Raw genomic sequence first — 13,796 nt, forward strand, 5'->3', positions numbered from 1 at the left:
ATGCCTGAGCTACCCGAAGTCGAGGTGGTGCGGCGCGGTCTTCAGGCGCATGTCGCTGGCCGGACCATCACCGCGGTGCGTGTGCACCACATGCGTGCCGTGCGACGCCACGAGGCCGGCCCCGCTGACCTGACGGCCCGCCTGCTCGACGCCAGGATCACCGGCACCGACCGCCGTGGCAAGTACCTGTGGCTGCTGCTCGATCATGGCTCCGGCGTCGCGGACGAGGCGCTGGTGGTCCACCTCGGGATGAGCGGGCAGATGCTGCTCGGCCCGGTCCCGCGTGACGATCACGTGCGGATCGCCGCACTTCTCGATGACGGGACCACCCTGAGCTTCGTCGACCAACGGACTTTCGGCGGCTGGATGCTCGCCGACATGGTGACCGTCGACGGCAGCGCGGTACCGCAGCCTGTCGCGCATGTGGCCCGTGACCCGCTCGACCCCCTCTTCGATCGCGAGGCCGTCGTGACGGTGTTGCGGCGCAAGCATTCCGAGATCAAACGCCAACTGCTCGACCAGACCGTGGTCTCCGGTATCGGCAACATCTACGCCGACGAGTCGCTGTGGCGGGCGAAGATCAACGGTGCCCGGCTGGCGTCGGGTCTGTCGAAGGCGAAGCTGGCGACGCTGCTGGACAAGGCCGCGGAGGTGATGCGCGAAGCGCTCGGGCAGGGCGGCACATCGTTCGACTCGCTGTACGTCAACGTCAACGGCGAATCCGGGTACTTCGATCGCTCGCTGGACGCCTACGGTCGCGAAGGCGAACCGTGCCATCGCTGCGGTACGGAGATGCGCCGTGAGAAGTTCATGAACCGCTCGTCTTTCTACTGCCCGAAATGTCAGCCCCGCCCGCGTAGTTGAATAACCACATGACAGAACTCTGGGTTGACCGCACCGGCACCCGCCGCTACACCGGACACAGCTCGCGTGGCGCCGAAGTGCTCATCGGCTCCGAAGACGTCGAGGGCGTTTTCACACCGGGGGAGCTGCTCAAGATCGCGCTGGCGGCCTGTAGCGGGATGAGCAGTGACCAGCCGCTGGCCCGCCGCCTCGGTGACGACTATCAGGCCACCGTGGCGGTATCCGGACCCGCCGACCGCGAGCAGGAGCGGTATCCCCATCTCGACGAGACCCTGCAGGTCGACCTGTCGGGCCTTTCGGAAGCCGACGCCGAACGACTCCGGATCGTCGTCAACCGAGCCATCGACCAGGTCTGCACAGTGGGTCGTACCCTTAAGACGGGCACCGACGTCACGTTCACAATTGCCGACAAAAGGCAGTGACCGACCCCGCGGGACCACAGGTCCGGCTGACCGCCTGGGTCCACGGCCGCGTCCAGGGGGTCGGTTTCCGATGGTGGACCAGGTCGCGGGCGCTGGAATTGGGCCTCACCGGCTATGCCAAGAACCAGGCCGACGGGCGGGTGCTGGTGGTCGCCCAGGGACCGCGAGCCGCCTGTCAGGATTTGCTGGAGCTCCTCGGCAGTGACAGCTCGCCCGGGCAGGTGGACACGGTGATCAGCGACTGGTCCGAGAACGTCGAGTCGCTGACCGGATTTCACGAGCGCTAACCCCCCGAGGCTGCGAGAACATGCGGCACGGCGCCGGTACGCTGGCACGCCATGCACCTCAAGAGTCTGACGCTGAAGGGCTTCAAATCCTTCGCTTCACCGACGACTCTGCGCTTCGAGCCGGGGATCACCTGCGTCGTCGGGCCCAACGGCTCCGGTAAGTCCAATGTCGTCGATGCCCTGACCTGGGTGATGGGCGAGCAGGGCGCCAAGGCGCTGCGTGGCGGAAAGATGGAAGATGTCATCTTCGCCGGGACATCGTCACGCGCACCGCTGGGTCGCGCCGAGGTCACGGTCACGATCGACAACTCTGACAACGCCCTGCCGATCGAATACTCCGAGGTGTCGATCACCCGGCGCATGTTCCGCGACGGCGCGGGCGAGTACGAGATCAACGGCAGCAGCTGCCGGCTGATGGACGTCCAGGAGCTGCTCAGTGACTCCGGTATCGGCCGGGAAATGCACGTCATCGTCGGTCAGGGGCGGCTGTCGCAGATCCTGGAATCGCGACCTGAAGACCGCCGCGCCTTCATCGAAGAGGCCGCTGGTGTCCTCAAACACCGCAAGCGCAAGGAAAAGGCGGTCCGAAAACTCGAGTCGATGGCGGCCAACCTCGCCCGCTTGACCGACCTCACCACCGAGTTGCGCCGCCAGCTCAAACCGCTGGGCCGTCAGGCCGAGATGGCTCGACGGGCCCAGACCATCCAGGCGGATCTGCGCGACGCGAAGCTGCGACTCGCCGCCGACGATCTGGTCAAGCGTCAGGCCGAGTTCGACGGTGTCGGTGGCACCGAGGCGATGCTGCGCAAGGACCACGAGGAGGCGGTGACCCGGCTCGCTGGGGCCACCGACGAACTGACTGCCCACGAGGCGGCGGTGGCCACACTCTCCGACCGGGCTGAGCGGGCCCAGCAGATGTGGTTCCGGCTCTCCGCACTGGCCGAGCGGGTCAGCGCGACGGTGCGCATCGCCAGGGAGCGCACCCAGCTGTTGGAGGCCGAACCGATGTCCTCGGGCGGCGCCGACCCCGAGGCGCTCGACGCCGAGGCCGACGAGGTGGCCGCGCTCGAAGAGGAATTGCTTTTCGAGCTCGAGGAGGCTCGGATCCGTCTGGAGGATGCTCGCGCCGAACTGGTTGAAGCCGAACGGATCTCCACCGAGGCAGAGCGCGCTCACGTGGCCGCGGTGCGCGCCGAGGCCGACCGCCGGGAAGGGCTGGCACGGCTGACCGGCCAGGTGGAGACGATGCGGGCGCGTGTCGAATCGACCGACGAGCGGGTCGCCCGGCTGACCGAGGGCATCGAGGAAGCCGCCAACCGTGCTCAGCACGCTCAGGCCGAATTCGAAACCGTGCAGAGCCGGGTCAGTGAGCTCGACCAGAGTGAGGTCGGCCTCGACGAGCAGCACGATCGCTCGGTGGCGGCACTGCGCCTGGCCGACGAGCGGGTGGCCGAACTGCTGGCCGGCGAACGCAGCGCCGAGCGGCAGGTCGCCTCTCTGCTGGCACGTATCGACGCTCTGGCCGTCGGCCTCGACCGCAAAGACGGTGCCGCGTGGCTGACCGAGAACCGTAGTGGTGCAGGCCTTTTCGGTACGGTGGCAAAACTTGTCAAGGTGCACTCGGGGTATGAGGCGGCGCTGGCCGCCGTGCTGGGTGCGGCCGCGGATGCAGTCGCCGCCGAGGACTCCGGTGCCGCGCGCTCCGCCGTCGCTGCGCTCAAAGATGCTGACGGCGGACGCGCCGCGATCGTCCTCGGCGACTGGCCGATGGGACACGATCAGGGTGTCGGGCAGCTGCCAGAGGGTGCCCGGTGGGCGGTGGATCTGCTGGACGTCCCCGCCCGCCTGCAGGGAGCGATGGCGGCGATGCTGGTCGGGGTCGCGGTGGTCGGAGACTTGCAGGCCGCGCTGGATATCGTTGCCGCGCAACCGAAGTTGCGGGCAGTCACCCTCGACGGCGATCTCGTCGGGGCGGGCTGGGTCAGCGGGGGATCGGACCGCAAACCCAGCACACTGGAAATCACCTCCGAAATCGCCAAGGCCCGCAGCGAACTGGCCGCCGCCGAGACCCAGGCCGCCGAGCTCACAGCTGCGCTCTCCGGTGCCGTGGCCGAGCAGTCGGCGCGTCAGGATGCGGCCGAACAGGCCCTTGCCGCCCTCAACGAATCCGATGCGGCGATTGCCCAGATCTATGAGCAGCTGGGCCGGCTGGGCCACGACGCCCGGGTGGCCGACGACGAATGGCGCCGACAGTTGCGTCAACGAGACGAGCTCGAAACCGGTCGCGCCCAGACCGTGCAGGAACTCACCGAGCTGGAGACCCGGCTGCGCAATGCCGAGGAGAACCGCACGGAGCTTGAGGACGAACCGATCGACCGGCAGGAGATGGTCGCCGCGGCCGAGGCCGCCCGCGCTGCCGAGGTCGAGGCCCGGCTGTCGGTTCGCACCGTCGAGGAACGAGCTAATGCCGTTCGTGGCCGGGCGGATTCGCTACGCCGGCAAGCCGCCGCCGAACGCGAGGCACGCGTGCGCGCTCAACGGGCCCGCGCCGCCCGCGAACATGCCGCAGCTGTCGCCGCCGTCGTCGCCGCCTCGGGGCGCGATGTCGCCGGCCGGCTGGCCGGGGTGGTCGCGGTGGCCTCGCAGACCCGGGATCAACTGGCCGCCGAACGTCAGCATCGAGCTGTAGCGATGACGGCGGCCCGCGAAGAAGTCGATTCGCTCAAGAATCGTATTGCCGCCCTGACGGATTCACTACACCGCGACGAAGTCGCCAAGGCGCAGGCGGCGATGCGCATCGAGCAGCTCGAGCAGGCGGTGCTGGACCAATTCGGTATGGCTGCAGCCGATCTGGTGGCCGAGTACGGACCGCAGACCTCGTTGCCCCCGACGGAGCTGGAGATGGCGGAGTACCAGCAGGCCCGCGAACGCGGTGAGCAGGTGACTGCCCCGGCGCCGATGCCCTTCGATCGGTCCACGCAGGAACGTCGTGCCAAACGCGCCGAACGCGAGCTGGCTGAGCTCGGCCGGGTCAACCCGCTGGCGCTCGAAGAGTTCGCCGCGTTGGAGGAGCGGTACAACTTCCTGTCCACCCAGCTCGAGGACGTCAAAGCCGCGCGCAAGGACCTGCTGGATGTTGTCGAGGACGTCGACGCGCGCATCCTGCAGGTGTTCGCCGAGGCCTACACCGACGTGGAACGTGAGTTCCGCGAGGTGTTTTCGTCGTTGTTCCCCGGTGGTGAAGGCAGGCTGCTGCTGACCGATCCTTCCGACATGCTGACCACCGGTGTCGAGGTCGAGGCCAGGCCCCCGGGTAAGAAGATCAAGCGGCTTTCACTGCTGTCCGGCGGTGAGAAGTCACTGACCGCCGTGGCGATGCTGGTGGCGATCTTCCGGGCTCGCCCGTCACCGTTCTACGTCATGGACGAGGTGGAGGCCGCGCTCGACGATGTGAACCTGCGCAGGCTGATCGGCCTGTTCGAGAAACTGCGGGAAAAGTCCCAGCTGATCGTGATCACCCACCAGAAGCCGACGATGGAGATCGCCGACGCGCTCTACGGCGTCACCATGCAGGGCGACGGCATCACGACGGTGATCTCACAACGCCTGCGCGGGCAGGAACTGTTGTCCGGGTCGCCGGCCTAAAGACTGTCCAGCCCGCTCGCCTTCAGGGTCGCCAGATCACCCGCGCCGCAGCAGTGCAGGCAGATTGTCAGTTCTTCGATGAAGCGGCCCACCCAGTCCGTCACCGCCCCGGCGGACTGGATCGCCGCCGGCAGCAGCGGTCGCGAGATGGACACGGCATCGGCGCCCAGTGCGAGTGCCTTGGCGGCGTCCATCCCGGTGCGGATACCGCCAGAGGCGACCAGCGGCATACCCGGCAGGGTGGCCCTGCACTCCAACAGCGCCTGTGCGGTCGGAACGCCCCATTCGGCGAGCGCGGGATAGCGGACCTCGCCATAGCGGACCAGTTGCTCGACACGGGCCCAAGAGGTACCGCCCGCCCCTGCGACGTCGACGGCGGCGATCCGGCAGTCACGCAGCTGTGCGGCGGCGACCGCGCCGATGCCGTGGCCGACCTCTTTGAGGAGCACCGGGTAGCCGAATGTCTCGGCGAATGCCCGCAGCCGCGGTACCGACCCGGAGAAATCGGTGTCCCCGTCGGGCTGCACGGCTTCCTGCAGTGGGTTGGTGTGCACGGCGACAGCGTCGGCGCCGACCCGGCCCAGCGCCTTGGCCAGATAGGGCACGATCGACTCCGAGAGTTGGGCCAGGCCGATGTTGCCGATCAGCAGGACATCGGGTGCGATGTCGCGGACCTCGAAGCTGGCGGTGGCCACCTCGTCGTCGAGCATGATGCGCTGCGAGCCCAGCATCATCGCGACACCGAGCTGCTGCGCTGCACCGGCCAGGTTGCGGTTGATCAGGCCGGAGAGTTCCGCGCCCCCGGTCATCGCGCCGACGAGGATCGGGGCCCGCAGCGTGGCGCCGAGGAATTCCGTCGTCAGATCCACCGCGGCCAGATTCGTCTGGGTGAGCGCGTTGTAGCGCAGCCGATACCGCTCGAAACCGGTGGTGACGTGGGTGTACTCGACCGCCTGGGTCAGGCAGACGTCGATATGACGCAGCTTGCGGACAGAGAGGGCGGCGTCGGTGAACTCGGGCTGCTCCGCTGGCTTTTTAGTCATCCCGTGGCTGCTTTGACAGGATGGCGGGGTGTCAGAAGGTCTGTGGGTCGCAATCGGGGTTATCGCCGTTCTCGTCGTCATCGCTCTGTTGGTGGGGCTGGTGCGCTACCGACGGCGGCAAATCAGCATCACATCCGCCCCGGACAGTGCCACACCCGTGGACCGCTCGGGGGGATATACCGCGTCGTCGGGCATCACGTTCAGTGCGTCGGCGCCCACGCTGGCGCCGCCGAAAGAGCCCGTTGCGCAGCCGGAACGGATCGACACCACCGGGCTGCCCACTGTCGGCGACGACGCCACCATCCCGCGGGATGCGCCGAAGCGGTCGATCGCCGACGTCCAGCTTCCCGAACCGGATGCCATCGCGCCAGCCGAGTCGCCTGCACCACCGGCACCACCGGTAGAAGCGCCGCCGCAGGAAGCGGCACCCCCAGCAGTCCAGCTGGACACCATCGCGCCAACCGAAGGTCGCATCGATCGGCTGCGCGGCCGATTGGCCAAATCGCAGAACGCGCTCGGCCGCAGCGTGCTTGGCCTGCTCGGTGCCGGTGATCTGGACGAGGATTCCTGGGACGAGATCGAGGATACGCTGCTGATCGCCGACCTGGGGCCGGTCGTCACCGCCTCGGTGATGGCGCAGCTGCGCAGCAAGCTGGCCGTCAGCGGCGCGCGCACCGGCGCCGACGCCCGCGCGGTGCTGCGAGCCGCGCTGATCGCCGAGCTCCAGCCCGAGCTGGACCGGTCGATCAAGGCGCTACCGCACGAGGACAAACCGTCGGTGCTCCTGGTCGTCGGCGTCAACGGCACCGGCAAGACCACCACCGTCGGCAAGCTGGCCCGCGTCCTGGTCGCCGACGGCCGCCGGGTCGTTCTCGGTGCGGCCGACACGTTCCGGGCCGCGGCCGCCGACCAGCTCCAGGCGTGGGGCTCGAGGGTTGGTGCGGAGGTCGTCAGGGGCGCCGAGGGAGCCGACCCGGCGTCGGTTGCCTTCGATGCGGTCGACAAGGGGATCGCGGCGGGCGCCGATGTGGTCGTGATCGACACCGCCGGCCGGCTGCACACCAAAACCGGTTTGATGGATGAGCTCGGCAAAGTCAAACGTGTGGTGAGTCGACGCGCGGCGGTCGACGAAGTGCTTCTGGTACTGGATGCCACGATCGGGCAGAACGGTCTGGCGCAGGCACGGGTGTTCGCTGAGGTCGTCGAGATCACTGGTCTGGTGCTGACCAAGCTCGACGGCACAGCCAAGGGCGGCATCGTCTTCCGCGTGCAGCAGGAGCTGGGAGTGCCGGTCAAGCTCGTCGGTCTCGGCGAAGGACCCGACGATCTGGCGCCGTTCGAGCCGGCCGCGTTCGTCGATGCACTCCTGGGGTAACCCGCGTCGGGATCAGTAAATAACGGGCCAGTTCACTCACGCGGACGTCAAAAACGCGACATGTAACGTCCGCGAAACGAAGGTCGCCTACCCGTTCACATGAGCGAAACGCCACAGGTTCTTAGATGAAACAACGACTCAGCATTCTTCTGGCCTAGGTCGACGGTGCCTAACCGTGGCATGGGCAAAGGAGGAAATCGCGAGTGGACGGATTCCCGATACTGGGTCAACCGGATACCGGTGACACTGCATGGATGCTGGCTAGCGCTGCGCTAGTCCTGCTGATGACGCCAGGACTGGCGTTTTTCTACGGCGGCATGGTGCGTGCCAAGGGCGTGCTGAACATGCTGATGATGAGCATCAGCGCCATGGGTATCGTCACGGTGCTGTGGGTGCTGTACGGCTACTCGATGGCCTTTGGCAACGACGTCGGCAACTTCGTCGGCAACCCCATGCAGTACTGGGGCCTCAAGGGCCTCGTCGGGGGTAATGCGGCCGCCGCGGTCGCCGCCGATCCCAGCGCAGGCGTCGACGCGACTGCAGCCATTGACATTCCGCTCGCGGGAACGATTCCGCAGACGGTCTTCGTCGTCTTCCAGCTGATGTTCGCGATCATCACCGTCGCCCTGGTTTCCGGTGCGGTAGCCGATCGTCTGAAGTTCGGCAGCTGGATCGCCTTCGCGGCACTGTGGGCGACGTTCGTCTACTTCCCGGTCGCACACTGGGTGTTCGCCTTCGATGGCTTCACCGGTGAGTACGGCGGCTGGATTGCCAACAAGCTCAAGGCAATCGACTTCGCAGGTGGTACGGCGGTTCACATCAACTCCGGTGTCGCCGGCCTGGCCCTGTGTCTGGTCCTCGGCAAGCGCAAAGGTTGGCCCGGCACTCCCATGCGGCCGCACAACCTGCCCTTCGTGATGCTCGGTGCCGGCCTGCTGTGGTTCGGCTGGTACGGGTTCAATGCCGGTTCCGCCGTCAGCTCGGGTGGTACCGCTGGCACGACGTTCCTGACCACGACCGTCGCCACTGCGGCGGCGATGCTGGCCTGGTTGCTGACGGAGAAGATTCGCGACGGCCACGCCACCACACTCGGTGCGGCCTCGGGTATCGTCGCCGGCCTCGTTGTGATCACGCCCTCCTGTTCGTCGGTCAATGTGCTTGGTGCACTGGCGATCGGCGCAATCGGCGGTGTCCTGTGCGCCCTTGCCGTCGGCCTGAAGTTCAAGCTCGGCTTCGACGACGCGCTCGACGTGGTGGGCGTGCACATGATCGGTGGCCTCACCGGTACGCTGCTGATCGGTCTGTTTGCCACTCCGCAAGCACCGGCTGCGGTCGCAGGCCTGTTCTACGGAGGCGGTTTCGATCAGCTGTGGCGTCAGGCTGTCGGGGCGTTCGCGGTTATGGCTTATTCGTTCATCGTTACGACTATCTTGGCCTTCATCCTGAAGTTCACGATCGGTCTGCGACTCGATGAAGAGGCCGAGGTCAACGGCATCGACGAGGCGGAACACGCTGAGACCGGCTATGACTTCGCGACTGTGGGCAGCAGTTCGGTTCTCGGGCATCACCACCCCGGAGTGGAGGGTTAAGGAAATATGAAGCTGATCACAGCAATCGTCAAGCCGTTCACGCTTGAAGACGTCAAGACCGGTCTGGAACAGACAGGTATCCTGGGCATGACCGTCAGCGAGGTTCAGGGCTACGGACGCCAGAAGGGTCACACCGAGGTCTACCGTGGCGCCGAGTATTCGGTCGACTTCGTGCCGAAGGTCCGCGTGGAGGTGGTCGTAGATGATTCCGCCGTCGACAAAGTGGTGGATGTCATCGTCCAGGCTGCCCGCACCGGCAAGATCGGTGACGGCAAGGTTTGGGTCAGCCCGGTGGAAACTGTGGTCCGGGTTCGTACCGGTGAGCGTGGATCCGACGCTCTTTGAGGCACAACAACTTCTGAACATCCTCGTTCGGGCAGCGCACCGAGTTGAGCGTTTTCGGTGACAGACCCGGGAGTATCGAGATGAACCAGACACCAGACCCCGCCGCCGGGGCTTCCGCACGGGAGGCTCCGGCGGCGGGTTTGTCGAAACCGGCCAACGACCTTGCGGCAGCGGCCAAACAATTGCTCGTCGGCGGTAAGAACCAACTGGATTCGGCCCAACTGCGCGACGCGCTGCTCGATCTGCACGAATTCTGGCTCACCACAAAGGCCACCGAAATCGGTGTGACCGCAACCAGTGGTTTCGCCATCGTGGCGACCGGCGGACTCGGGCGCGGTGAGTTGGTGCCGTACTCGGATCTCGACCTGATGCTGTTGCACGACAACATGCCCGCCGACGTCGTCAGCCGGGTCGCCGAACAGCTTTGGTACCCGTTGTGGGATGCCAATATTCGGCTGGACCACAGCGTTCGGACCGTACCGGAAGCGTTGACGGTGGCCGCCGAGGACACCTCGGCCGGCCTGGCGATGCTCGAGGCCAGGCACATCGCCGGTGACGCCGACCTGTCGAATCTGTTGATCGGCGGCGCACGCCGTCAGTGGCGCACGGGAATCGCGTCACGTTTCGAAGAGCTGGTCGAACACGCCCAGTCACGGTGGCAGCGCAGCGGTCAAATCGCCCACCGCGCCGAACCCGATCTGAAATGCGGCCGCGGGGGACTGCGGGATGTCCAGCTGCTCAACGCGTTGGCCATCGCACAGTTGGCCGATGTGTATCCGAGCCAGTCGCTCGTTTCGCCCACGGGTTCCCTCGGTGGCGCACACCTGGCGTTGCTGAACGTCCGGACCGAACTGCATCGCGTGTCGGGCCGTGGCCGGGACCAGCTGCTGGCTCAACATGCCGACGAGATCGGTGCTGCGCTGCGGATCGGCGACCGGTTCGACCTGGCCCGCATGCTCTCCGATGCCGCACGCACCATCAGTTACTACGTCGACTCTGGTCTGCGTACAGCAGGAAATGCTTTGCCGCGACGGGGTTTTGCCGCGTTGCGCCGCCCCGTGCGGCGACCGCTGGACGAGGGTGTCATCGAATTCAACGGTGAGGTGATCCTCGCGCGCGATGCCAGGCCCGAGCGCGACCCCGGCCTGATCCTGCGGGTCGCCGCCGCGTCCGCCAGTACCGCCCTGCCGATGTCGTCGTCCACGCTGAGCAGGTTGGCCGATTCGGCTCCGGAGCTCCGGACCCCCTGGCCACGGCAGGCGCTCAAGGATCTGCTGGTGATGCTGGCAGCCGGGTCCACGACGGTGGCGACGGTCGAAGCCCTGGACCGGACAGGCCTGTGGGGCAGGCTGTTTCCCGAGTGGGGCGCGGTGCGTGACCTACCGCCACGTGACGTGGTGCATATCTGGACGGTCGACCGTCATCTGGTCGAAACCGTTTCCCGGGCAAGCGCTTTCACCACCCGGGTGTCGAGGCCAGACCTGTTGGTGCTCGGCGCGCTGGTTCACGACATCGGTAAGGGCCGTGGCGGTGACCACAGTGTGATCGGTGCGGAGCTGGCCACCCAGATCGGCACCCGGCTGGGGATGTGGCCCTCGGACGTCGAGACGTTGTCGGCGATGGTGCGCTACCACCTGCTGTTGCCCGACACCGCAACCCGAAAAGATCTGCAGGACCCGGCCACCATCGCCGGAGTGGCCAGCGCGCTCGGCGGCGACCCGGTGCTGCTGGAACTGCTGCACGCGCTGGCCGAGGCGGATTCGCTGGCCACCGGCCCCGGGGTGTGGGGAGACTGGAAGGCGTCGCTCATCGGTGATCTGGTGCGGCGCTGCCGGTTGGTGATGGCCGGCGAAGAGCTACCGCACGCCGATCCCGTCGACCCGCATTATCTGGCGCTGGCCGCAGACACCGGTGGCGTCCATGTGGAGATGAAACCCGGGGAGAGTGCCCACACCTTCGACGTGACGATGATCGCCCCCGACCGCAGAGGCCTGCTGTCGAAAGCGGCGGGGGTGTTGGCCTTGAACTCGCTACGGGTGCACTCGGCGTCGGTGAACATCCATGAGGGCTCGGCGATCAACACGTTCGTGGTGTCGCCGCATTTCGGCTCGCCGCCGGCCGCCGAGTTGTTGCGCCAGCAGTTCATCCTGGCCCTCGACGGCGAGCTCGACGTGTTCGCCTCGCTGGACCGTCGAGATCGAGACGCCGCACAGGCCGGCGCACGAGCGGGGGAGGTGCGGGCTGCGGTACCGGTGAACCCCTCGGCGCCGCCGCGCATCCTGTGGCACGACGGTTCCGGCCCCGGACAGCTCGTCGTAGAGGTCCGGGCGGCGGATCGCGCTGGGTTGCTCGCGGTACTGACCGGGGTCTTCGAGCGCGCCGGGGTGGACATCGCCTGGGCGAAGGTGACCACTCTCGGTTCGTCGGTGGTCGACGCGTTCTGCATCGTGGTGCCCGCCCTGACCACCGGCGTCGACAAGGCGACCGCGCCCGAGTACGCCGCGGTGCGGGAGAGCCTGGAGCATGAGCTCTACGCGGTATTGCCGGCCCCGGCGCCGGTGAAGCCCGTCGAAGAAGCCGGTTAGCTCCCGCAGGCCGTCCGGCGACCGATGCGGGCGAGGCACGAGCCGGCTGAGGAGCCGGCCAATTCAACGATAGGCTTGCCCACGTGTTTGAATCGCTGTCCGACCGGTTGACCGGTGCGCTTTCTGGCCTGCGCGGCAAGGGCCGGCTGACTGATGCCGATATCGATGCCACCGCCCGCGAGATCCGGCTGGCACTCCTTGAGGCCGACGTATCACTGCCCGTGGTCCGGGCCTTCGTGGCCAGGATCAAGGAGCGCGCCAAGGGCGCGGAGGTCTCCGGTGCGCTGAACCCGGCGCAACAGGTCGTCAAGATCGTCAACGAGGAGCTCGTCGGCATCCTCGGCGGCGAAACCAGGACACTGGCCTTCGCCAAGACGCCCCCGACGGTGATCATGCTGGCCGGTCTGCAGGGCGCCGGTAAGACGACCTTGGCTGGAAAGCTCGCGAAATGGCTTCGCGGACAAGGGAACACCCCGCTGCTGGTGGCGTGTGACCTGCAGCGCCCCGGCGCGGTCAGCCAGCTCAAGATCGTCGGCGAGCGCGCCGGCGTCTCGGTGTTCGCACCGCACCCCGGCGCCGCCGAGGGCTCCCATGACGCCCCTCCCGGCGACCCGGTCGCCGTCGCGGCCGCCGGTATCGCCGAGGCCAGGGCCAAGCACTTCGACGTCGTCATCGTCGACACCGCCGGCCGGTTGGGTATCGACGAGGAACTGATGGCGCAGGCCGCGGGTATCCGCGACGCCGTCGACCCCGACGAGGTGCTGTTCGTCCTGGACGCGATGATCGGCCAGGACGCCGTCGCCACCGCCGAGGCGTTTCGCGAGGGCGTCGGCTTCACCGGTGTGGTCTTGACCAAGCTGGACGGTGACGCTCGCGGTGGCGCTGCGCTCTCGGTTCGAGAAGTCACCGGTGTGCCGATCCTGTTCGCGTCCACCGGTGAAAAGTTGGAGGACTTCGACGTCTTCCACCCCGATCGGATGGCAGGCCGCATCCTCGGCATGGGCGACGTGCTGTCGCTCATCGAGCAGGCCGAGCAGCATTTCGACGCGCAGAAAGCCGAGGAGGCCGCCGCCAAGATCGGCTCCGGCGAACTCACGCTGGAAGATTTCCTCGAGCAGATGCTGGCCATCCGCAAGATGGGCCCGATCGGGAACCTGCTGGGCATGCTGCCCGGTGCGGGGCAGATGAAGGATGCGCTCGCCGCCGTCGACGACAGCCAGCTCGACCGGTTGCAGGCGATCATCCGCGGCATGACCCCCGCCGAGCGCGCCGACCCGAAGATCATCAACGCGTCGCGGCGCCTGCGGATCGCCAACGGCTCCGGCGTCAGCGTCTCTGAGGTCAACTCTTTGGTCGACCGCTTCTTCGAGGCCCGCAAGATGATGGCCTCGATGGCGGGGCGCTTTGGGATGCCGGGTGCCAACCGCAAGGCCAACCAGCGCAAGAACGCCAAGGGTAAGAAGGGTAAGAAGGGCAACAGCCGTGGCCCGACCCCACCGAAGGTGCGCAACCCGTTGCTGGGTGCCGGAGCCCCCGGTGGTTTCCCCGACCTGTCGCAGATGCCGCCCGGCCTGAACGAATTGCCGCCCGGGCTGGCCGATTTCGATCTGTCCAAGTTGAAGTTCCCCGGCCAGAAGTAGG

General features: G+C 67.1%; 10 protein-coding genes. 9 read left to right on the forward strand and 1 reads right to left on the reverse strand.

The window, feature by feature from the left end; all coding sequences use genetic code 11:
- The 4 genes from mutM to smc are packed head-to-tail and all read left to right on the forward strand — an operon-like array spanning position 1 to position 5,218.
- The gene (gene mutM / locus H7J73_RS22060) at positions 1-864 is read left to right on the forward strand and encodes a DNA-formamidopyrimidine glycosylase (protein WP_264069809.1); all 864 of its coding nucleotides are present in this window, start codon (positions 1-3) and stop codon (positions 862-864) included.
- Between the two features lie 8 nt (positions 865-872).
- Positions 873-1,286, forward strand: a complete 414-nt coding sequence (locus tag H7J73_RS22065) for an OsmC family protein (protein WP_264069810.1) — start codon at positions 873-875, stop codon at positions 1,284-1,286.
- The gene (locus tag H7J73_RS22070) at positions 1,283-1,573 is read left to right on the forward strand and encodes an acylphosphatase (RefSeq protein WP_264069811.1); all 291 of its coding nucleotides are present in this window, start codon (positions 1,283-1,285) and stop codon (positions 1,571-1,573) included. Before H7J73_RS22065 ends, H7J73_RS22070 begins: the two co-directional genes overlap by 4 nt.
- Before the next feature lie 51 nt (positions 1,574-1,624).
- The gene (gene smc, locus H7J73_RS22075) at positions 1,625-5,218 is read left to right on the forward strand and encodes a chromosome segregation protein SMC (RefSeq protein ID WP_264069812.1); all 3,594 of its coding nucleotides are present in this window, start codon (positions 1,625-1,627) and stop codon (positions 5,216-5,218) included.
- Here smc and fni read toward each other — a convergent pair.
- Positions 5,215-6,261: a type 2 isopentenyl-diphosphate Delta-isomerase gene (fni, locus tag H7J73_RS22080; RefSeq protein ID WP_264069813.1), complete on the reverse strand. Its 1,047-nt coding sequence runs from the start codon at positions 6,259-6,261 to the stop codon at positions 5,215-5,217. The two genes, smc and fni, sit on opposite strands and share 4 nt — an antisense overlap.
- Positions 6,262-6,289: 28 nt before the next feature.
- On the opposite strand from fni, the gene ftsY reads away from it, so the two are divergent.
- The 5 genes from ftsY (at position 6,290) to ffh (ending at position 13,795) form a co-directional block, all read left to right on the forward strand.
- Positions 6,290-7,636 (forward strand): signal recognition particle-docking protein FtsY, encoded by a 1,347-nt coding sequence (gene ftsY / locus H7J73_RS22085; protein WP_264069814.1) that lies wholly within the window; start codon positions 6,290-6,292, stop codon positions 7,634-7,636.
- Positions 7,637-7,839: 203 nt separating this feature from the next.
- Entirely contained in the window at positions 7,840-9,225 is a 1,386-nt protein-coding gene (locus H7J73_RS22090) for an ammonium transporter (protein ID WP_308207438.1), read from the forward strand.
- A 6-nt stretch (positions 9,226-9,231) separates the two neighbouring features.
- On the forward strand, positions 9,232-9,570 hold the full coding sequence (locus tag H7J73_RS22095) for a P-II family nitrogen regulator (RefSeq protein WP_005148837.1): 339 nt from the start codon (positions 9,232-9,234) through the stop codon (positions 9,568-9,570).
- An 80-nt stretch (positions 9,571-9,650) separates the two neighbouring features.
- Complete coding sequence (locus H7J73_RS22100) at positions 9,651-12,155, forward strand: [protein-PII] uridylyltransferase (RefSeq protein WP_264069815.1); 2,505 nt, start codon at positions 9,651-9,653, stop codon at positions 12,153-12,155.
- A gap of 83 nt (positions 12,156-12,238) precedes the next feature.
- Positions 12,239-13,795, forward strand: a complete 1,557-nt coding sequence (gene ffh / locus H7J73_RS22105; protein ID WP_264069817.1) for a signal recognition particle protein — start codon at positions 12,239-12,241, stop codon at positions 13,793-13,795.
- Position 13,796: the final 1 nt, after the last annotated feature.

This window comes from Mycolicibacterium komossense, assembly GCF_025822605.1.
GTDB lineage: Bacteria > Actinomycetota > Actinomycetes > Mycobacteriales > Mycobacteriaceae > Mycobacterium > Mycobacterium komossense.